Source organism: Allostigmatella hybrida (assembly GCF_020103775.1).
In the GTDB taxonomy this organism is placed as follows: domain Bacteria; phylum Myxococcota; class Myxococcia; order Myxococcales; family Myxococcaceae; genus Hyalangium; species Hyalangium aurantiaca.
On sequence record NZ_JAHXBH010000029.1, the window covers coordinates 70,076 to 91,796 of the forward strand.

The 21,721-nt window shown below is 69.1% G+C and carries 13 protein-coding genes; 6 read left to right on the forward strand and 7 right to left on the reverse strand.

Annotated features, from left to right (window positions below):
* Nucleotides 1–43: 43 nt before the first annotated feature.
* Both KY661_RS30760 and KY661_RS30765 read right to left on the reverse strand, forming a co-directional pair.
* Nucleotides 44–2,914 (reverse strand): choice-of-anchor A family protein, encoded by a 2,871-nt coding sequence (locus tag KY661_RS30760; protein ID WP_225413593.1) that lies wholly within the window; start codon nt 2,912–2,914, stop codon nt 44–46.
* An 82-nt stretch (nt 2,915–2,996) separates the two neighbouring features.
* Nucleotides 2,997–4,901, reverse strand: coding sequence for a PEP/pyruvate-binding domain-containing protein (locus KY661_RS30765; protein ID WP_225413594.1), 1,905 nt, complete (start codon nt 4,899–4,901; stop codon nt 2,997–2,999).
* Nucleotides 4,902–5,019: 118 nt separating this feature from the next.
* On the opposite strand from KY661_RS30765, the gene KY661_RS30770 reads away from it, so the two are divergent.
* Both KY661_RS30770 and KY661_RS30775 read left to right on the forward strand, forming a co-directional pair.
* Nucleotides 5,020–5,457, forward strand: a complete 438-nt coding sequence (locus tag KY661_RS30770) for a DUF488 domain-containing protein (RefSeq protein WP_225413595.1) — start codon at nt 5,020–5,022, stop codon at nt 5,455–5,457.
* Between the two features lie 19 nt (nt 5,458–5,476).
* A complete protein-coding gene (locus KY661_RS30775) occupies nt 5,477–6,733 on the forward strand; it encodes a DEAD/DEAH box helicase (RefSeq protein WP_225413596.1) in 1,257 nt (418 codons plus the stop codon).
* Nucleotides 6,734–6,743: 10 nt separating this feature from the next.
* Here the strand turns inward: KY661_RS30775 and KY661_RS30780 are convergent, their stop codons facing one another.
* Entirely contained in the window at nt 6,744–7,772 is a 1,029-nt protein-coding gene (locus tag KY661_RS30780) for a zinc-binding alcohol dehydrogenase family protein (protein WP_225413597.1), read from the reverse strand.
* A 194-nt stretch (nt 7,773–7,966) separates the two neighbouring features.
* Between KY661_RS30780 and KY661_RS30785 the strand changes: the two genes are divergently transcribed.
* From KY661_RS30785 to KY661_RS30795, 3 genes are read left to right on the forward strand one after another with little or no spacing between them, the layout of a single operon-like run.
* Nucleotides 7,967–8,332: a hypothetical protein gene (locus KY661_RS30785; RefSeq protein WP_225413598.1), complete on the forward strand. Its 366-nt coding sequence runs from the start codon at nt 7,967–7,969 to the stop codon at nt 8,330–8,332.
* Nucleotides 8,329–10,068: a DUF885 domain-containing protein gene (locus KY661_RS30790; protein ID WP_225413599.1), complete on the forward strand. Its 1,740-nt coding sequence runs from the start codon at nt 8,329–8,331 to the stop codon at nt 10,066–10,068. The genes KY661_RS30785 and KY661_RS30790 overlap by 4 nt, the downstream gene beginning before the upstream one ends.
* Nucleotides 10,069–10,113: 45 nt before the next feature.
* A complete protein-coding gene (locus KY661_RS30795; RefSeq protein WP_225413600.1) occupies nt 10,114–11,367 on the forward strand; it encodes a dipeptidase in 1,254 nt (417 codons plus the stop codon).
* Nucleotides 11,368–11,378: 11 nt separating this feature from the next.
* Here the strand turns inward: KY661_RS30795 and KY661_RS30800 are convergent, their stop codons facing one another.
* The 3 genes from KY661_RS30800 to KY661_RS30810 all read right to left on the reverse strand — a co-directional run bounded on the left by KY661_RS30800 (nt 11,379) and on the right by KY661_RS30810 (nt 16,970).
* A complete protein-coding gene (locus KY661_RS30800; RefSeq protein ID WP_225413601.1) occupies nt 11,379–12,605 on the reverse strand; it encodes an imm11 family protein in 1,227 nt (408 codons plus the stop codon).
* 24 nt (nt 12,606–12,629) lie between these two features.
* On the reverse strand, nt 12,630–13,673 hold the full coding sequence (locus KY661_RS30805) for a hypothetical protein (protein ID WP_225413602.1): 1,044 nt from the start codon (nt 13,671–13,673) through the stop codon (nt 12,630–12,632).
* A 1,110-nt stretch (nt 13,674–14,783) separates the two neighbouring features.
* Nucleotides 14,784–16,970: a molybdopterin-dependent oxidoreductase gene (locus KY661_RS30810; protein ID WP_398577273.1), complete on the reverse strand. Its 2,187-nt coding sequence runs from the start codon at nt 16,968–16,970 to the stop codon at nt 14,784–14,786.
* An 86-nt stretch (nt 16,971–17,056) separates the two neighbouring features.
* Between KY661_RS30810 and KY661_RS30815 the strand changes: the two genes are divergently transcribed.
* A complete protein-coding gene (locus tag KY661_RS30815; protein WP_225413604.1) occupies nt 17,057–19,663 on the forward strand; it encodes a right-handed parallel beta-helix repeat-containing protein in 2,607 nt (868 codons plus the stop codon).
* A 30-nt stretch (nt 19,664–19,693) separates the two neighbouring features.
* Here KY661_RS30815 and KY661_RS30820 read toward each other — a convergent pair whose 3' ends face one another.
* On the reverse strand, nt 19,694–21,631 hold the full coding sequence (locus tag KY661_RS30820) for a trehalase family glycosidase (protein WP_225413605.1): 1,938 nt from the start codon (nt 21,629–21,631) through the stop codon (nt 19,694–19,696).
* Nucleotides 21,632–21,721: the final 90 nt, after the last annotated feature.

Consider the following 21,721-nt stretch of genomic DNA (forward strand, 5'->3'; position numbering starts at 1 on the left):
GGAGACCGGACCTCGGTCCCCCGCTCCCGGTGTCAGGCGGGCCTTACTGGCCCAGCACCCAGTGCACGGAGTTGTTCAGCAGCCTCCGGGCCACGTCGGGCGGAACCGTGGGGCCGATATACGGTGCCCCGTTGTAGGGCGTCGTGTCGATGCCGTTGTAGAAGCCCACGTTGATCGTCACCAACCGGCCCCCCTGGCCATTGGGGTTCTCCTGGGCCGTGATGACCGGCCCCACGGAGCTGCCGTTGCCGTACACCGCCGAGGCGAGCACCGGGAGTCCGCCCACCGCCTTGACCTGCTTCACATCGATGTCGAGCGGATAGCGGAACGACAGTCCCTCGAGCCCCGCAGCGACCGGATGGCCCGAGGCGTGAATGCTCACGGTGTGCAGCGCGGTCACCCCATTGCTCTGATACGTGAGCCGCGTCAGGTTCTCCCACGTCGCCTGAGAGGCACCGCCCTGCTGGGTCCAGGTGATGTCATCGCCGGAGACGATCAACCGGCCGCCCTGAGCGAAGTAGGTGCTCAGTGTGTTGGCGGTGGTGACGCTCGCGACGGGACCGGTGAACGTCAGCAGGAGGACGGCGTTGTAGCCCTCCAACTGCGCGGGCGTCAGCCCTCCCGGGCCGATCTCCAGCCCCGTGTAGTCAATCCCCAGCGCGCCCAGGTAGCTCTTCACCAGGGCATACTCCTCGCTGCCTCCCGCCCAGATCGAGGGCTGGTAGGCCAGCAGGACCTTGAACGAGGAGCCCTCCTCGCAGATGTCCCGGTCTCCCAGCGGGTTGAGATGTCCCTCGGCATTGCCCGTGAGGGACTTGGCATAGATGCCGCCATCGAAGCTGCCATTCGTGAAGTTCACGTGGGCGTTCGGGGCGAGCAGCGTGCCCCACAGGCCATAGCCCTGAGCGTTGATGGACGTGGCATCCACGAAGTTGAAGAGCACGCCCCGCTGATCGATTCCGCCGCTGAACGCGTGGCCGCCGGCCAGCGTGGCCGAGGCACCGTGGATGTTGAGCACCGCCAGGGAGCCTGCGGGCGCATCGATGGACAGCAGCACGGCACCGGTGAAGTCACTGGCGTTCACGTGGAACACGTTCACCTCCGGCGACGTGCCGCTCAGCATGAGACCGCCCCAGGACTCGCGCCGGGCAACCCCGTTGGCCGCCAGGCCGGCGAGCCGCGTGGACAGCGCGCGAAGCTCCGCCCCCCGCGCGGCGAAGTCCACCGGGGTGCCCTGGGCAGGCGCGCCCCGGACATACGTCACGTTGTTGGCGCCGTAGGTGCCCCCGTAGGCGGCATCGCCCCAGACGCCACCGTGGGAGAGCGTCAGGTTGCCACCCGCCACCAGCACCGGCGCGGTGTCCGAGGACGGCAGCCGCCAGCCCACGGAGAAGTTCGTCATGGAGACGTTGCCCCCGGCGGCCACGCGGCCCTCCACGTCCGTGCCCAGGGTGTAGTCGCCCGTCAGGAACACGTTGTAGTCATTCAGGCGGACCTCGATGCACGTGGGCGGGGGCTGGCACACCAGCTCCACCATGGCCGAGGCGGTGTTGTTGCCCTCGCTGCACTCCACCTCGCGCCCCTGGCCCGAGCCGTTGTCATCCGCCACGGCGAAGATGGGCAGCGGCCCACCGGGGATGGGGTCCACCACGATGGAGGCCACGGCCTGGCCGCCCGCGGGGATGCCCTCCGCCAGCGTGGCCACGCCGAGCACGGAGCCCTGCGGGCCCGGCGTGACGGCATAGAAGGTGACCTGGAGGCCGGGGGCCACGGCGGCAGGCCCCGCGTTGGCCACCTGGGCGCTCAGCGTGAAGCGCTGCGATGCCACGTCACACGTGCCCGCCACCTGGGAGGTGATGAGGTCCACCGGCCCGGGGCAGGAATCGCACACGTTGCCCAGCCCATCGCCGTCCGAGTCCGTCTGGTCCGGGTTGGGCAGGGTGGGGCAGTTGTCGTTCTCGTCGCAGGCGCCATCGCCATCGACGTCCGTGCACGCGTCGCACGCATCGCCGAAGCCGTCGCCATCCGAGTCCGTCTGGTCGGGGTTGGGCACCGAGAGGCAGTTGTCATCCTCGTCCAGCACCCCGTCGTTGTCGCTGTCGCTGGAGAAGCCGTTGCGGCAGCACGCCACGCCGCCCGTCGAGGGCTTGGAGTGCACGATGGTGAAGGTCTCGCAGTAGCCCGTGTCGTCGGCGGCGCCCGGCAGGTTGCAGGACCAGCCCTGGCCCCCGATGGCACTGCACAGGTTCGCCGAGAACCGGTTGAGCGGGTTGCACGCGCCGGAGGGAATCTCGCCGTAGTTGCCGCAGCCGAACACGTCGTTGGAGACCTGCTCCGTCTGCAGACACCCCGCCTGGCAGGTGCGCGAGCTGCACGCACTGTCGGCCCGCGTCCCGGTGGCGCACTCGCCGCAGCCCGTGCTGCTCTGGCGGGTGAGGAACAGGAGCGGCGGATCGCCGGGCCGCGTCGCGCCCCCGCATCCGGACACCGAGGCATTCTTCACGTCATTGGCGTCCAAGCACACGTGCCAGCCGGGAGCGCACAGGTCGGCCACGTTGCAGCCCGCGCCCGAGGGGTTGGTGCTGTCATCTCCCGCCGCGCGGCCGCAGGCGGGGTTGCGCGTGTCCTGCGGCGTCAGGCCCGGACAGGACGGGGCCTCTTCCGGGGCGAACAGCGACACGCCGGGCACCGTCCACGCGCCGCTACAGCCGGCGATGTTGGGGTAGGCCCCGGAATCCACGAACCCCTCGCGCTGGCCATCCGCGCAACCACTCGCGTTCACCGAGGCAGAGACGGCCGAAGGATTGGCTCGCGCCGAATCCCCCAGGTCCTGCGTGGGGCCGCAACCCAAGACAAACAATTCAAGCGAGAGGAGTGCTGAGAGAACACCCCGTGAAAGCTGCTTTGAAAGCATATACCGTCCAGGGCCTTTGACTGCTCACGCCCTGGGTCAAACCATCACTCTTCGCGTTCAACTACGTCAAGTAAATCCAATCTCAGCGCACTGCGTCGATGAAGGGCCGAGCCTGGACAATCCAGACTTTATTGCCTTCCAGTACCCATTCAATATCGAGCGGCCCGCTGCGGGGAAACACCTTCACCAGCTTCGCCGCGGCGAGCGACAGCTCCCGGGCGCGCACCTCCGAGAGCACGGGCTCCTCGGCCCCCGTGGGCACTTCCTTGATTCCGCCCTGCGCGTCGAACACGAGCATGGTGGAATCCTCCGAGCGAGACATCACCCGCGCCCCCGGGTAACGGATGTCATACAGCACCTGCTCGGGCACGGTGGTGCCTGACACCACGCTCAGCCCCAACCCCCGCTTCGCATTGATGGTGAATGTATGATTGTCACTCAAATCATACAGGTTCTTCGTCACCAGCACGCCGGCGGAGGTGGCGTTGACCCCCGCCTGCACCAGCACGGCCGAGTACACGGACGAGGGGGGAATACCGAAGCGGCGGCGCTCCTCCACGGCGTGGAAGTTCCACAGCGAGGCCCAGACCTGCTTGATGGCCGCGCCCAGCGCCTCGCGCCCCAGCACGTTGGGCACCGTGTCGTAGAGGCCCGCGCCGTTGAAGCCCTTCAGGTCCTCGGCGTTGGTGGAGGAGCGCACGAAGACGCCCGCGCCGCCGAGCCGCTCGCGCACGTGCGCCTCCACCTGGTCCAGCAGCGCCTCGTCGATGGGCGCGGCGGCGATCCGGGCGCGGAAGGCCTCCAGCTGCTCCCGGCGCCAGGCGGCCTCTTCCTGGAAGCGCGGCTCGGCGAGCAGGGTCCCCAGCGCGGTGTCGAGCCCGTGGCGCTTCAGGTGCTCCCGGTAGAAGACGAACGGGATGCCGAACCCCTCCGGCACGGAGATCTCCTTGCCGCGCCGGTAGAGAATCTCCCCCAGGTTCGCCGCCTTGGTGCCGAAGAGCCGGGCATCCCCGGCGCGCATCTTCTGGAGCGGCCGCAGGTCCCGGACCTTCAGGTTGGCGGCGGGCACCCGGACCTTGCGCGCGGACTCGCGGGCCTGCTTCCAGGTGGCGGCCTCGCGCTCGGTGGCGGGGCGCAGGGTGTGCGTGGCGCCCCGGACGTCGAGCTGCACGAGCTGTCCATCCAGCGCGGCGTAGCGCGTGACGGCATCCTTGAGCGTGGCGTTGGGGATGCCCCAGGCGCGCGCGCGCAGGTTCACGTGGGACAGCGGGGTGGAGAAGCGCGTGGAGAGCACACCGGCCACGGGCGGCAGGTCCGGGTAGGACTCCTGGAGGACGACGATGTCCTCGGGCTCGAAGAGGAGCGACTCGTAGGAGGTGCCCTCCGGCACGATGCGCAGGCGCCCGGTGGCCTTGCCGGTGTTGAAGGCCCGGTAGTCGGACTTCTTGTAGAGCGAGTCGCTGGTGACGGTGGAGATGTCGGTCAGCTCCGCGAGCAGGGCCTCCTGGCGCGTGGAGTCCGGCCGGAATGCCAGATCCTGGATGAAGAACGTCTCCTTCAGGCGCTGCTGGGTGCGGCGCACGTCCGCGGCGCGGATCTTGTCGCTCTCCCAGTAGCTGAAGGTCCACTGCTTCGCGGTGCGGTGGTGGGTGATGTAGCCCAGGATGTAGCTGGGCTTGTCCTCGCGGTAGTTCCGGAAGTAGGCGGTCCGCTCTTCCTCACTCATGGGCCGGCGCAGGATGGCCCGGATGACGAAGTCCTGGTGCAGCCGGTAGAGGTTGACGTCGAAGAAGTAGACGCGGTCCGTCTTCACATCGATGAGGAACTTGCCGATCTCCTCGGTCTCCACCGGGTGGGCGTAGAGCGAGAAGGTGGCCTCGTCACGAATCTCGTGCACGTAGGGCGGATGCTTCCGGGGGGCCCCAGCCACGGAGGGCAGGGCCAGCAGGAGTCCCAGCAGCATCAGGAAGGGAGCGGACTGTCGCATGTCGCACGCACTCTACCGTCCCGGGCCCACGGGCCGGGAGCGGGGGCCCCGTTCCCACCTTCTGAGAGGATGACGGATAGCATGGAGGGGCCCGCCTGCCCGGCCGCCTCAGGAGACCATGAAGCTCTACACGATTGGGTTCACCCAGAAGAGCGCCCAGCAGTTCTTCGAGGCGCTGAAGCGCGCGGGGGTGAAGAAGCTCGTCGACACCCGGCTGAACACCACCTCCCAGCTCTCCGCCTTCGCCAAGCGGGACGACCTGCGCTACTTCCTCCAGGCGCTCTGCGGGGCCAGCTACCACCCCTTTCCGAGCCTCGCCCCCACGCAGGGGATGCTCGATGACCTCAAGAAGCACCGGGGGGCCTGGGAGGACTACGCGCCCCGGTTCCAGGCGCTGATGCGCGAGCGCCAGGCCATCGAGGCGCTGGAGCGCTCCTTCTTCGAGGAGCCCTGCTGCCTGCTGTGCAGCGAGGCGAGTCCGGAGCACTGCCACCGGCGCCTGGTGGCGGAGGCGCTTCAACGCCGGTGGAAGGAGATCGAGATCATCCACCTCTGAAGGTGATACTCCCGGTGCCGTGAGCTCTCCCTTCGCCCAGCTCGGCCTCTCTCCGGCCTCCCTCGAGGCCCTGCAGCGCGCGCGCTTCACGCAGCCGACGCCCATCCAGGCGCGGGCCATCCCCCCGGGGCTGGCGGGCAAGGATGTCGTCGGGTGCGCGGCCACGGGCACGGGCAAGACGGCCGCCTACGTGCTACCTCTGGTAGAGCGCTTCTCGGGGCGCAAGGGGCTCTTGGGGCTGGTGCTGGCCCCCACCCGGGAGCTGGTGCAGCAGATCGCCGAGCCGGTGCGCCTGTTCGCCGAGCCCCATGGGTTGACTCACACGGTCATCGTGGGCGGCGAGGACATGGCGGCCCAGGTGGAGGCGCTGAAGGCCCACCCCACGTTCGTGCTGGCCACGCCGGGGCGGCTGGTGGACCTGATGGCCTCCCAGGCGGTGGCGTTTCCCAAGCTGGAGGCGCTGGTGCTGGACGAGGCGGACCGGATGCTGGACATGGGGTTCCAGTTCCAGCTCGAAACCATCCTGAAGGCGCTGCCCCGGCGGCGGCAGACGCTGCTGTTCTCGGCGACGCTGGGGCCGGACGTGACGCGCTTCGTGCGCGAGCGGCTGTACCAGCCGGTGCGCGTGGAAGTTACCCGCAGCGGCACGCCCGCCGAGCGCGCCGAGCAGCGGCTGTACAACGTGAAGGCGGAGGAGAAGTCCGCGCTGCTGCTCACGCTGATGCGGAAAAACGAGGGCACGGCGCTCATCTTCACCCGGACGAAGGAGCGCGCGGACAAGGTCCACAAGGCGCTGCAACGCGCGGGCTACCCGTGCGAGGTGCTGCACGCGGACCGCACACAGGCCCAGCGCAAGCAAGCGCTGGACGCCTTCCGCCAGGGCACGTGCCGCTGCCTGGTGGCCACGGACATCGCGGCACGCGGGCTGGACGTGGAGGCGGTGGGGCACGTCATCAACTATGACTTGCCGCACGCGCCGGAGGACTACGTGCACCGCATTGGCCGCACGGCGCGGGCCCAGGCGAGCGGCGTGGCCACCACGTTCGCCACCCCGAGAGACAACCCCACGCTCGCGCGCATCGAGAGCATCATGCGCGCGAAGGTGCCGCGCCGGCCGGTGCCACGCGAGGACCCTGTCTTCCAGGAGGAGTGGCAGCGCCACCTCGCGGCCCAGAAGGACCCGGGGCCTCCCCAGCAGGACCACGGCGTCTCGAAGCGCGAGCCCAGCCAGGAGCCGGGACGGCACGCCCGCTCGCACAAGCGCAAGTCCCCGTAGCCACCGCGCCTCACACGGGCGCGAGCACCGTCTTGCCCATGGCCCGGCCGCTCTCGCTGAGCGCGTGGGCCTCGGCCAGCGCCGCCACCGTCCAGGGCAGCTTCTTCACCAGCGTGGTGCGCAGCGTCCCGGCATCCAGCAGCATGGAGACGTGGTCCAGGATGGCGCCCTGCGCCTCCGGTGAGGCGCGGAGCAGCGGGCGCGCGAACACCGCCTCGAACACCACCGAGAGGCGCCGCAGGAAGAGCGGGGCCAGGTTCGCGGGCTTGGTCATGGGCTGCAAGCAGCACATCTTTCCCAGCGGGGCCATCAGCGCCACCAGCGCATCGAAGTTGGTGTTCGGGTCGGCGGTGTTCAGCACGTAGTCCACCGCGGGAATCCCTTGCGAGGCGAGCTGCTCCTTCATGTTCTTGTAATGATCGATGACCCCGGAGGCGCCCATCAGCCGGCAGTGCTCCGCGCTCTCCCGCCGGGAGGCCGTCGCAATCACTTGCAGGCCACACACGCGGGAGAGGATTTGAATGCCCAGGGAGCCCACGCCTCCCGCGCCGCCCACGACCAGGGCCCGCTGGGGAGGGCCCATCCGGGGCTCGCGGGGAATGCCGCAGCCTTCGATCATCCCCTCCCAGACCGCCAGCGCCGCCAGGGGAATGGCGGCGGACTCCGCGAAGGACAGCGAGGCGGGCTTTCGTCCGGCCATGCGCGCGTCCACCGCCACGTACTCGGCATGGCAGCCCCGGCGGGACAGGTCTCCCGCGAAGAAGACCTCGTCTCCGGGACGGAAGCGCCCTCCCACCGCCGAGCCCACCTCCTCCACCATGCCGGCGCCGTCCCAGCCCGTGACGCGCACCTCCTCCTGCTGGAACTGGCCATGGCCCGCGGCGTTGCTGCGCACCCTCGTGTCCACGGGGTTGATGCCCACCGCCTTGACGCGCACCAGCAGGTCGGTGGCCCGGAGCTCGGGAACGGGAAGGATGACTTCCTTCAAGACCTCCGTCCCACCGAACTGCGCCTGTCCCAATGCCTTCATCAGCCTCATGCGTGCCGGCCTCCCGAGGAGGGGCCGGACCCAAGCACAAGGCACCGTCCGCCGAACAAAAAAACCCTCAGGGGCCTCAACTTTTTGAGAAGGCCTCACGCGCGGGGCCCGCTAACAGCGGGAGATCTGGTGTCCTCCCCGTGGCCCGCCCCTTGCTGTTCCCTCTTCCAGCACGCTTTTCAAAAGGAAGACCCATGATGACGCGACTGTTGCTGTGTGTTCTGGCCCTGAGTGCCGCGAGTGCCTGTGGAAGCGAGCCGGATGAGCCGCTGCGCCAGGGCCGGTTGACCCTGCGCGAAGGAAGCTCCCTGGATGAGCTGGCCGAATGTGGCGTGGACCTGCCCTCCTGTTCCCTCCCGCACCGGAACTGTGTGTACATGACCTTGGATGGCGTGACGAAGGCACGCTGTGTGGATTTGAAAACCCTCTGTACCGACTACCTCGCGTGTACGGGGGGAACGGAGTGCGCCATCCTGGAATCCTTCCCCTCGCAGGCGGTGTGCGCGGGCACCTGCGACGGCGACGCCTGCGACGAGCCCGTGTCAAACTCGGGGCCATGAGCTTTTCCCGTCCCGCCTGTCGCCTCCTCCCGTGCCTTGTCCTGCTGTGGGCCGCCGGGAGCGCGCACGCCGCGCCCTCTGCCTCCGAAGAAGTCCAGGCGCTCGCCACCCAGATGGTGGCCCTGAGCCTGGAGGCGGATCCCACCCTCGCGTACTTCAACGGGCTGACCCCGCCCACGCATGGCCGCTTCGCGGACCACAGCCCCAAGGCGCTGCGGGCCCTGGAGCGTCAGGAGGACGCGCTCTGGGCCCGGCTGAACGCCCTCGATGCGAAGGCGCTCCAGGGGACGGACCTCTCCACATACGCCATTCTCCGGGAGATGCTGGAGGCCAACCGCGGCCTGCGCGTCTGCCACGCCGAGCAATGGGCCGTCTCGCACATGTTCGGCTGGCAGCTCCAGTTCCCGGAGTTCGCCGAGAAGCAGCCCATCGAGACCGCGGCGCTGCGCGAGCAAGCCCTCCAGCGGTGGCGCTCGGTTCCCCGCTATGTCGATACGGAGATTTCCCAGCTCCGCGCGGGGCTCGCCCAGGGGTACTCGGTGCCCAAGTCCGTGGTGCGCCGGGTCCTCAAGCAGCTCGACGGTCTGCTCGCCGCCAAGCCCGGGGACTCGGCCTTCGCCTCCCCCGCCCAGCGCTCGGGCGACGTGGCCTTCCAGAAGGCCTTCACCGCCGTCATCACCACCCGCGTCTATCCCGCCCTCCAGAAGTACCGCCAGTTCCTGAAGAAGACGTATCTGCCCAAGGCCCGCGACAGCCTCGGGCTGTCCGCGCTGCCCAACGGCAAGGCGTGCTACGCGGCGTACCTGCGCGTCTTCACGACGCTCGACCGCTCGCCCCAGGAGGTGTTCGAGCTCGGGCAGCAGACGGTCGCGAAGAACGTCGCCGAGGTGAAGGCCCTGGGACAGAAGGCCTTCGGCACCAGCGACTTCGCGGAGATCATCGCCCGGCTGAGGACGGACCCCGCCAACCGCTTCACCTCCGAGGAGGAGGTCTTCCGCTACTCGCGGGAGCTCGTCGAGAAGGCCCAGCAGGTGTGCACGGGCAGCTTCCTGAAGATGCCCACCCACGCCCTGGAGGTGCGCCCCTACCCGGACTACATGAAGGGCTCGGGGGTCAGCTCGCATTACGAGTTCGAGCCGGATCCGGCGAAGCCCTCGCGCTACATGTTGCAGCTCGATGACTGGAAGGAGCAGCTGCGCTCGGATGCGGCGATCACCGCACTGCACGAGGCCTGGCCCGGACACCACCTGCAAGCCGCCACCGCGTACGCCGCGGCCCAGAGCGATCTCTCCCGGCTGGCGTTCAACTCCGCGTACGCCGAAGGGTGGGCCCGCTACGCGGAAGCCCTCTCGGAGGAGCTGGGGCTCTATGACAGCGACACCGCCAAGATTGCCCGCCGCGCCTGGCCCGCGCGCGGCATGGTGGCAGATCCCGGCCTCCACCTCTATGGATGGACGCGCGAGCAGGTGACGGCCTACGCGAAGGAGACGGGCCGCTTCAACCAGGCCGTGGCCGAGGAGCTGGCGGACCGCATCGCGGTGCTGCCCGGACAGTTGACGGCCTATGACTCGGGAGGCCTGGAGTTCCGCGCGCTGCGCACCCAGGCGGAAGCGGCGCTCGGGCCCCGGTTCGATCTGCGCCAGTTCCATCAGGTGGTGCTGGAAAATGGCACCCTCCCGCTCCTGCAACTGCGCGCCAATGTGGAGGCGTGGATTCAGCGCCAGCAGCCGCGCTGAGCCGCCATCTCGTCAAAGCCAATCCAGTGCGGTAAGCGGCAGGCCATGCGCCCTCTCCCATCCCTTGCCTGCCTTGCCGCGCTCACCACCCTGTCCTGCGCTCACGGTTCGAATCCGGCGGGCGCGCCCGGGCCCACGGACCTTGAGGCCCGGGCACGCGCGCTGGCCCAGCGGATCATCATCGCCGATGGACACGTCGACGTGCCCTACCGCCTCCAGGAGACGCTGGGGCCGGATGGCGAGCCCACCGAGGACATCTCCCAGCGCACCCAGGGCGGTGACTTCGACTACCCGCGCGCGGTGGAGGGAGGGCTGGATGTGCCCTTCATGTCCATCTACATCCCGGCCGATCTCCAGCAGACGCCGGGCGCCTCCAAGACGCTGGCGGACACGCTGATCGACCGGGTGGAGCAGATCGCCCGGAAGTCGCCGGAGAAGTTCGCGATGGCGCACTCGGTGGAGGAGGCCCAGCGCAACACGAAGGAAGGGAAGATCTCGTTCGCGCTGGGCATCGAGAACGGCTCGGCTCTGGAGGACTCGCTGGCGAACGTGGAGCACTTCCAGCGCCGGGGCGTGCGCTACATCACCCTGACCCACTCGAAGGACAACCTCCTCAGCGATGCCTCGTTCAACACGGGCAAGCGGACCTGGAACGGGCTCAGCCCCTTCGGGCGTGAGGTGGTGGCCGAGATGAACCGCGTGGGCATCATGGTGGACGTGGCGCACCTGTCGGATGACGCCATCCGGCAGGCGGTGGAGCTCAGCCAGGTGCCCGTCATCGCCTCGCACTCGTCGTGCCGCCACTTCACGCCGGGCTTCGAGCGCAACATCAGCGACGCGCTGATTCGCGCGGTGGCCTCAAAGGGGGGCGTGGTGATGATCAACTTCGGCTCCAGCTTCCTCACCGCCGAAGCCAATGCCTCCCTGGAGAAGTTTCACAAGGCCATCCAGGCTTTCATGGAAGGCAAGGGCATCAAGTCCTTTGGAGCCCCCGAGGTGGGGGCCTTCATCAAGTCCTATTTGGCCGAGCACCCGGTCACCCTGGCGCGGGTGGAGGACGTGGCGGACCACATCGAGCACGTGGTGAAACTGGTGGGCATTGACCACGTGGGGCTGGGCTCGGACTTCGACGGGGTGGGGCCCACGTTGCCCACAGGGCTCAAGGACGTCTCGCAGTACCCGAACCTCTTCCGAGTGCTGCTGGAGCGCGGCCACAGCGAGGCGGACATCGAGAAGATCGCCTCCGGCAACGTCTTCCGCGTCTGGAAGCAGGCCGCGGCCCACGCCGCCTCGAAGTAGCCGGGCCTCGGCTACACCACGGAACGCCGCCATGCGCGGCACAGGTGCCTGTGTCCCGCCTGCTCAAAGCGCCGCAGTAACTCCTGACGGCCTGTCTTCCCGTGTGTCAGGAGGTATTCCAGCTCCTCGGGCAGCAGCGCCTTGACGGTCACGAGCTTCACCGCTCCAGCGGGCAGGTTGAAGTCCCCTGGAAGAGTGTTCGACGCCAGACCCAGCAGCACCCCCACCCGGCCCTCTTTCGTCACGAGCGGGCTGGGCATGTCCTGTCCAGACACCTCCATGGACATGAAGCCCGCCTTCACCCCTGTGCGGACTCGCTCGTGCATCACCACTTCATCGGCCACTCGCGCCAGGAGCTGCAAAGGCCAGCCCTTCGCGGCCTCCTCAAGGGACTCGTCTACTTCCAGGCCCAGCTCCAAGCCGAACCCCACGGATGGTTCCGCGTCCTCTCGGAAGGGATCCGATAGCCCATCCGTGACCCACAGAGTGCTGCCTCCTGGGCGATGAATGACGCGCCAGACCTCCCGATGGGCAGGCCACGAATCCCCTCCAGCAATGGGAACGAGGGCCTCTTCGTCCAGCCGCCCCAGGGTGCGCCAGAACGCCTCACGGGCGGCAACCGCCTGCTCCAGCATCTCCTGCTCCTTCGGATGGGGGGCCCCCGGCCCCGTGACCTCCGTGAACTTCATCCCCGAGATGCCCGCGCGTTCCAAGGCCTCTTTGATCTGCTCGGACACGATGAGCGCGACGTGCCATCCCCAGGTGCGAAACACTTGGGCATCGCCCACTTTCGTTGGGTCGATGCACATTCCCGAAACAGAGGAATAGGTGCCGGTCTTCTCCGGCAGCCCATCCTCCTCGGTCCAGTACGCCACCTCCCCGGAAGCGCTGTCATCGATGCACTTCACCACACGGATGACGTTCAGGATGAAGTAGGGCTCCGATTGCCCCTGGATGTTCACCGGAATGAGCTGCACATCCTCAGAGGCCAGCTCCGAGAAAACGGACGCTGCGCGCGCATGAACCACAGGGATGCCGAAAGCTGCGTGAGAAAAATCGAGTGGCGTTCCCGGAGACCTGACGGGACCCACCGGGGTTTCCGGAAAGTGCGCGGGCTCGCCTCTCTTGAGCAGCCAAGGCCACACCTCCTTGCCTTTCTGCGGGTCGATGAGCTTCCCCAGGTCCCATCGTCCGGAGAGATCAACGTCGTCAGCGAGATCGAAGTACCGCATCGACATGATGCATTCCTAGCGTCACTCGCTTCACTTCGGCCAGAACGTCACCGCGCGGGCTGTCTCGGAACTCCAGACCCGCTTGTTGCCCCGGTACATCCGGGGGTGGCCCCCGGAATCGGAGAGCGAGATGAGCAGGTAGGGCCCTCGGGCCCGCAGGCTCATCATGTCATTGGCCTGGTACGCATAGGACGGCAGGGCCACCACCCTGCCCCGCTCCAGCCGCCGGACGAGTCCCGTGGCCAGCATGTCGTTTCCAAACGGCGTGCCCCAAACGGCCAGCGAGTGTGAGCCGCTCTTGAACTCCACCCATTGCCCCTCGGGCTGCTCGGGCGACAGCTCGTAGAGCTGATCGAGCACCGCATCATCCTCGATGTCCCGGGGCTCGAAGCGCGGATCCAGGGCACGGATGGACCGCTCTCCCAGTTCCTTGCGGTGCTCCAGGGCCGCGGTGCCCAGGGTCTCGGACGAAGCCTTCATCTCCAGCTGCGTCCACTTGCCCTCCTGGAAGAGGAAGGCCAAGGCCCGCAGGGGCTTCTTGCCTCCACCGACGCCCCGGGCTTTCCCCGCGCCATCCAGTTCCACCACGCGGGAGTTCGACACCTCTTCCGTTGGAAGTCCCTGGAGGCTGAGCCCCAGCAGTCTGCCCTTGGCATCGAAGCCGTACTCGATGAGTTCTCCCACCGGCGGCAACGGCAGCTCCTCAGCCGTGCCCGTGGCGAGATCCACGAGGAACAGCCGGTCCCGGAACGCCTGGGAGGGAAAGGGCTCGGGGAAGGTGGGCTTGCCGACGACGGGCATGCTGACCGCCCCTCGCCAGAACCGCACCGCGCCCCGCTTGCCATCCTGGCTCAGTGCCGTGCTGCCACCCTGGCAGCCCGCCGGAAGCCGCGCGAGCACCTGGCTCGCCGCGGAGATCGGCTCGAACTTCCGCCACTCGCAGGCGCCTGCTTCCACAGGCTCCAGCAAGGACAGTGTGGTCTCCGCCGTGGGAAGGGCTGGGCCCGCCGCATGACCCGGGAGCACGGGCGTCAGCAGGAACGCGGTCAGCAGGGAAAATGGGAGTGTCTTCACGATGCACCCTTTCGCCTGCCCATCATGGCGCGCTCGCGAAGACAGCGACAGGGCCGCACGACGGGGATCCGCAGAACATGGACGCAGGAAGATTCACGCTGATAGCGTCCCATGACCTTCGCGACAGGAACTCATGAGCTGGCTCCGAGGAGGATGCGTGATGGTGCTCATGGCGCTGCCCGGTTGCCCGGAAGTTTGCGAAGGCCCGTACAGGGAGCCTGACAAATGCCGCGAGTGCGGCGGGTGAACGGACGCGCCCTCATTGGCATGGGCGTGGGAGTGCTTCTTCCGCTGCCGCTCGTGCTCCTGCTGGGAATGCTCCTTCGTCCCTCTCCTCCTTCAGACGCCCGCGTCAGCCCCATGCTCGACACCGAGCAGCGCATGCGGTTGGCAACATACGGACGTACCTGTGAATCGAGCAGTGCGTGCGAGCCCCCTTTGGGATGCCTCTATGAGCTCCGCCATGGGCACGCCTACTGCACCGACAGCCAGTGCCTCGCGGATGCCCAGTGTCCCGAAGGAGAGGTCTGCCGCGCGTTCGCCACGGGGGAGCAAGGCCCGCTCGTGCGCATCTGCGTCCCCGTGGGTGTGCGGCAAGAAGGCGAGGGCTGCTTCAAAGTCCCGGTAGACCAGCAGAGTGCTTGTGCGGCAGGGCTTCTGTGCGGGGGGAAGGACAATTGGTGCGCCCGCCCGTGCCACCTGGACGTTCCCACCGAGTGCCCCGAAGGCTTCTTCTGCGCGGACACCACGCCCCAATCGGTCTGTCTGCCGACCTGCGAGAAGCGGGGATGTCCCTCAGGCGAGCAGTGCATCCGGTTCGAGGAGGGCGCCTCCCTGTGCGCGAGCGTGTATGGCACCTCCTGCCAGCAGGTGCCTTGTCCCGAAGGCCAGCGATGTACCCTGCGCACGGATCCGCCGCAGCCGGGGAAAGCGTGGATGCGGTGTGTCGCGGAATGCGGTGAGAATCATCCGCCCTGTCCCGCCGGGATGATTTGTGACGACTGGCAGTGCATCCCTGGCTGTGATCCTCAGGGCCCTGCCCTCTGCGCCGAAGGGTTTCGATGCCGGCAAGCCTGGCCGGACGCGCCCTTCGCCTGTCATCCGGATTGGTCACCCGTTCCGTGAAGTCTGGGCCCGGGCTACCCGTACTGGGACTCCGCTGAGCGCGGCATTGCCGCTGAGCGCATCCACCCGCTGCTCGTCCGTCAAATCGTTGAGGCTCTCGCCCGCGTGCTCTGCCGCCACCGTGGACGGCATCCCCTTGCGCCGGTGCCCATAGCCGTGCGGCAGGCTCACCACGCCCCGCATCACCTCGTCTGTCACCACCACCGGCACGGACACCTCTCCCACCCTGGAGGTCACCACCGCCTCGTCCCCTTCCCCCAGCCCCGCCGCCTTCGCGTCCTCCGGGTGGATCATCAGCGTGCAGCGCGGCTTGCCCGTCATCAGCTTCGGCACGCGGTGCATCCAGGAGTTGTTGTCCCGGAGGTGCCGCCGGCCGATCAGCAGCAGCTCGCCCGGCCCAGGCACCACCGCCCCGTCCAGCAGTTCCCGCAGCCGCTTCACGTCCTCCACGAAGGGCGCGGGTGCCAGGTGGATGCGGCGGTCCTTCGTCTGCAACCGTCCCGGCAGGCTCGGCTTCAGCGGCCCCAGGTCCACCCCGTGCGGCGCCCGCCGGAGTGCCTTCAAGCTCAGGCTTCCGCGCAGCCCTCGCGCGCGCAGCCCGTAAGGCCCCGCTCGCAGGCCGATCTCCAGGATGCCCTCCGTCCCCATCCGCCGCAGGGCCTGGTACGCCAGCGCTCCTCGCACGCTCCGGCCCTTGCGAAGCACCGCCAGCCGGTGTTGCAGCTCCAGGAGGATCCGCCAGTCGTGCATCGCGCCCGGCCCCGGCTCGAACAGCGGGGGCGCATACCGGGCGGTGTTCCTCACGGCGAACACGTGGAACACCACGTCGTACTGGCTCCGCTCCAGGGGCGAGGGCGGCGGCAGGATGTAGTGCGCATGCCGCGTCGTCTCGTTGAGGTACGGGTCCAGGGACACCATGAAGTCCAGCGACGGCAGCGCCTGCTCCAGCCTCGCGCCGTTGGGCGAGGAGAGCACCGGGTTGCCCGCCACCGTCACCAGCGCGCGCACCTGCCCCGCGCCCTCGGTGAGGATTTCATCGGCCAGCGTGGCCACGGGCAGCTCCCCCGAGGATTCGGGCAGCCCCCGCACCCGGCTCTTCCACCGCCCGAAGCCGCCCCGGCCCACGCGGATGGCCCCGGGTCCGCCCACCACGTCGAACGCGGGCAGCGTGAACAGCGCGCCCCCCTCCCGGTCGAAGTTGCCACTCACGATGTTCAGGGTATTGATGAGCCACTGGCACAGCCCCCCGAACGCCTGCGTGGACACCCCCATGCGCCCGTAGCACACCGCCGTCTCCGCTTGAGCGAAGGCCGCGGCCACGCGCCGGATGTCCGCCGCGGGAATCCCCGTCGCCCCCTCCACGCGCTCCGGCGGGAAGTCCTCCGCCAGCGCGCGCACCGTCTCCAGCCCGCCGGTAAACGCCTCCAGCCGGCCCAACCGGGGCGCCTTCAGCACCTCGTGGAGCACCGCGAACAGGAACAGCGCATCCGTGCCAGGACGGATGAAGAGGTGCTCGTCCGCGATGCCCGCCGTCTCCGTGCGGCGCGGATCCACCACCACCACCTTCCCCCCGCGCTGCTGAATGGCCCGGAGCCGCGCCCGCACATCCGGCGCCGTCATCATGCTCCCATTGGAGGCCAGGGGGTTCGCCCCCAGCATCAGCAGGTACTGGGTGCGGTCCAGGTCCGGAATCGGGATGAGCAGCTGGTGCCCCAACATCAGGTGTGAGGCCAGGTGGTGCGGCAACTGGTCCACCGACGTGGCGCTGTATTTGTTGCGCGAGCCCAGGGTGCGCAGGAACCCAGGCACGAAGAGCAGCACCCCCGTGTTGTGCGAGCCCGGGTTGCCCAGGTACGTGGCCACCGCTTCCTTGCCGTGCGCCCGCTGCGTCTCGTGGAGCCGCCGCGCCACCGCGTCCAGCGCCTCCTCCCAGGACACCTGCTCCCAGCCAGTCGCGGTGCGCCGCACGGGGTGGCGCAGCCGCTCCGGGTCCTCATACAAGTCCTTGAGCGCCAGCGCCTTGGGGCAGATGTGGCCCCGGCTGAAGGGGTCCTCGGTGTCCCCCCGGATGGAGGTGATGCGGCCCTCCTCCACCTCGATGCGGATTCCGCACAAAGCCTCACAGAGGTTGCATGCACGAAAGTGGGTCTGTGTCCCGGCCATGGGTGCCATGGCCAGCAGCCTACCCTCCCGCATGAGCTCCCGGAAAAGAGGCTAGAGTCGACGCTCCCGTCTTCGATTCATTCCGGGGGTATTGGATGTCCCATCGACGCAGTCCCTTCTCAGTTCTGATCGCCACGCTGTCCTTGCTGGCCGCGTGCTCGCCCTCGAATGCCCCCCAGGCACCGCTCGGCGCGGCCCGCTTCGTCGTCGCCACGCTCGCCCCACAGGACGTGACGCGCGTGGACGTCACCGTGCAAGCCGAGGATGTGTCCCCCATCGTGTTGCCCCTGGAGAAGCAAGGTGAAGTCTGGGTGGGGCTCCTCAGCGAGCTGCCCGCGGGCGCCGGCCGCCGCTTCCGCGCCGAGGCCTTCGACGGGGCGGGCCTCAAGCGCTACGAGGGCGAGCTCACCGGCGTCACCATCGTGGAAGGGGAAACCGTCCAGGTGAGCATCCTCGCCCAGGAGGTACAGCGGCCCGTTCCGTTCGAGAACGAGTCACCGCTCATCGACTCGCTCATCGTCACCCGCCCCACCGTGCGGCCCGGCAGCACGGTGACCCTCCGCGCCGCCGCGCATGACCCCAACCCGGGCGACACCTTCACCTCCGAGTGGACGGCCACCGGCGGCACCTTCGGCAGCCCTGCCGCGCTCGAGTCCACCTGGACGGCGCCCAGCACCCTGGGGCCCGTGACGCTCACCTTGCGCGTGACGGATGACCGGGGCGCCACGTCCGCTCTGAGCTTCGTCCTCCAGGTCGAGGGGAGCTCGGAGTTAGAGGGAGGCAGCGCCGCCATCACCGTGCGCTTCAACGCCTGGCCCCGCGTCAACGCCCTGAGCGCCGCCCCCGCCCAGGTGCGCCCGAACCAGCCCCTCACCGTCACCGCCACCGCGGAGGACGCGGACACCCCCGCGGCCTCCCTCTCCTACGCGTGGACGGCGAGCTGCCCCGGCACCTGGTCTTCCGCCCAGTCCCGGGTGGCGCAGTTCACCCCCAGCACGCAGCCGGCGCAGACCACCTGCAACAACTGCCAGCTCACCGTCACCGTCTCGGACGCGCAGGGCGGCTCCACCACCGGCACGCTGGGCATCTGCGTGGGACAGACGCCGGGGCTCCAGTTCATGCCCTACATCGAGGACAGCTGGCAGTCGGCTACCTCCGTGGGCCCGGGAGACCTGCTCACCTTCCGCGCGCTGGGCGCCGAGGCGAACCACCAACCGCTGAGCTTCACCTGGACGGGGCCCGGCGTGCTCAGCACCCCTCGCACTCCCGCCACGGACACGAGCGAAATCACCTGGACGGCCCCCTCGTGTCTGCCCCCCGGGCCGCACGCGGTGACGGTGACGGCCACCAACCCCTCGGGGCTGTCCGGCTCCCAGCGCCTGCCCTTTCTGTGGACGGGCCCCACGTGCAGCCAGCCCGTCTGCACCTTCTCGATTGCCCCGGAGCTGACGACGCTCGTGCTCAGCAGCCACTGTCTGGTGGATGCGCCGGTGTACATCCCCAACGGCTACCGCCTCGAGGGCACGGGCCACTCGCTCACGGCGGTGGATCCGCCCGGGGGCCGCTTTCAAGGCGCCGTGCTCCGCAACCGGGGCAGCACCGCCTACATCAGCTCCGTCACCGTGCGCGCCCAGGGGCTCGGGGACATCTGCTACGACGGGGCTGCGCGGCTGCGCGGCATTCTCTTCGAGGATGCCTCCGGCACCATCACCAGCACCCAGGTGCTGAACATCCGCAAGGCCGAGGGAGCCAGTGGGTGCCAGGAGGGCACCGCCATCGAGATCCTCGCCACGGGGAACCAGCCCTCCCGCCCCCAGGTGGACATCGTCAACAACCTCCTGTCGGGCTACCAGAAGACGGGCATCTCCCTCTCCGGGCCGGTGGATGCCATCGTCGCCAGCAACATCGTGGAGGGCCGGGGACGAATCACCAACATCGTCCAGCAGGGCATCCACTTCAAGCTGGGCGCCCAGGGCGCGGTGATGGGCAACGTGGTGAAGGACCATGCCTATGGCGGCTCGGATGACATCGCCCCCGGCATCCTGGTGACCGGCGGTGGCTATTACGGCGGGCCCCTCTGCAAGGACCTGCTCATCGAGGGCAACACGCTCACGGGGAATGATCTCGGCATCTACCTGTCCCAGCTCGAGGCGAACGGCAGCGCGCCCGCGAGCCCCACGCGCATCCGCGTGGCGTTCAACACGCTGAGCCACCCGAGCGTGACCAACGGCTACGTCTACCAGGCGGCCGTCGCGGACTCGGGCACCGGCAACATCATCACCTCCAACACCATCTCGGGCGCGGGGTATGACCCCGCCACGCAGCCGGGCGCGACCTTCGCCGTGGACGTGTCCGCGGGCGCCGCCTCGCAGCTCGTCTTCCTCACCGCGGCGCAGTCCGTGCCCGTGGGCGCGTGCTCGGGCAGCCTCACCGTGCAGAGCCAGGATGCGGCCGGCAACCTTGCCGTCCCCGCCCCCGCCACCGTCTCCCTCGCCGCCCAGGGCGAGGCCTCCGCCGGGGTGAGCTTCCACTCCGACCCGGCCTGCACGAGCGCGCCGCTGACGGGCCTGAACCTGGCCAACCCGCACGCCGAGGGGACGTTCTACTTCAAGGGCACCCAGACGGGCACGGTGGGCGTGGTGGCCACGCTCGGTGGCCGCACCGTCTCCCAGTACCAGGGCCTCTTCGTGCCCCTCCACTGAGGAGGGACACGGCCCGCGCTCCTGCGCGCCTCAGCCGATGGCGCGCAGGGGCTCATTGCCCCGGTGCCGCACATCGCTGGGGCCCGGAAGCGTCTCGGCGGGCACCCCGACGTCGAGCAGCTCGCGCAGTTGCGCGGGCAGGCCGTCGAGCAGCAGCAGCACCGAGGCGTTCGTCCACGCGAAGCCCAGCGTCCGCTCCTTCCGGGGCGAGAGGTACGCGCCGCGGTCCGCGCCCTGGTTGCCGTACTCGACGGACACGTTCACCGAGCGGCGCACCACGTCGTACTTCTCCTTGATGAGGCCGTTGTGCTCCCCGGCGGTGTCCAGCACCATGGACAGCCAGCGGTAGGCCACCAGGTCCGCCTCGGCGTCGAAGCCGTACCGGCGCAGCCCCTCCACCGCGATGAGCTGATGGGGCGCCCAGCCAAAGGGCCAGTCCCACTGCAGGTCCTCGCCGCCCGCCGCCTCGCGCGAGGGGCGGCTCGTGGCGGACAGGCCGCCGGCCTGGAGGAAGCGCGGAACGGAAGCGGCCACCGCGGCGGCCTCCTTGCGCGAGGCCCAGCCCGTCCACAGCGGGTAGAAGGTGGCCACGGACTCGTAGGCCGAGCGCTTGCCCGCCATGAAGTCGTGGTCGAAGAACATCCCCTTCGACTCGTCCCAGAAGCGCGCGCGCATGGTGCGCGCCCGGGCCCGGGCCGCCTTCTCGTAGGACGCCGCCCGGAGCGAGTTCTCCCCCTCCAGCAGCCGCAGGATGTGCGCCAGGTCCTGCTCGTACTGGAAGAGCAGCGAGTTGAGGCACACCGGCTCGTAGTGGTGCGTGGCCTGGCCGAAGCGGTGGCACATGTCCCAGCCGCTCTCGCGGATGGCCCGGTCATGCCGGTGGAACTCCGCGCTGTCCGGGCGCGGCTCGTCGTAGAAGGCCGACAAGTCCTCCGCGTCGGGCCCTTCCGCGTCGTCCTTGAAGCGCGACAGCCCGCTGGGCGTGCCGCGGGGGCCGGTGCGGAACACCGTCTCCAGCTCCTTCATGGCCATCTTCGCCACGCGCTGGAGCATCTTGCGGTCCGGCCGCACCTCGTGCAGCTCCAGCGCCAGCCGGGGCATCAGCGGCGGCTGCGTGCGCGACAGGTGGTAGCTGAGGTTGGAGTTGGAAATCTTCCCGTAGTGCTCGATGGCGTAGAGCTGGTTCTCGAGCATGTCGCGCGCCAGCTCCGCGCGCCCGGAGGCCAGCGCCCCCCGCCCGTTGAAGTAGCTGTCCCAGCCGAACATCTGCACGAAGCGGCCACCCGGGACGATGTACGGACGCGGCAGGTACGCCATGCCCGGCTCGCGCATGAGCCGCACCCAGTCCCCTTGCGTCTTCGGCGGGGCGAGCGGCACCACCTCCAGGCCCGTGCGCACCGCCTGCGCGCGCAGCTTCTTGAGCGCCTTGCGGTCCGCGGCGGGCACGTACACGCGCCGCCGGCCCTCGGGGCTCTTCACCGGCATCACCCGCAGCGCGGCCTCGAGGTCCTCCACCCGGTCCGAGCGCCGGAGGAGCCCGTCCCAGCCTTGATCAATCAGCCGCCGCAGCGCCGCGGTGCGCCGCTCCAAGAGGCGCGTGGCCGGCAGGCCCGGCAGCTCGCCGCGGCCCTGGAGAATCTCCTCGGCGAGCACGTCCGCGGCGTGCGACAGCCGCTCCGCGCCGGACAGCTCTAGGCGCACGCCCGGGCCCAGGAGGAAGTCCACCGCGAAGCGCAGGTTGCTGGAGCGCGCGCGCTCCGCATCCTTGGCGGTGATGCGCCCATCCCGGTCGAGATCCAACGCCATCAACACCTCGTACGCCAGGCGCGCGGTGAACGCGCTCGGCGACAAGGGGCTGGCGGCGGAGGGCGCCACGAGGGCGTGGCTCGGCTCGGCAGACAGGGCGGACAGAGGCGCTGCCCCCAGCACATGGGGCAACACAGAACGAGACGGAGGGAGAGACGGCATACCGGGAATCACCTCGCGCAACGGCTTGCACCGTACACGAGTTTTCCCTTTCGTCATCTCCCGCTTCGCGCGTTCGCGGGCCTCCCGCGA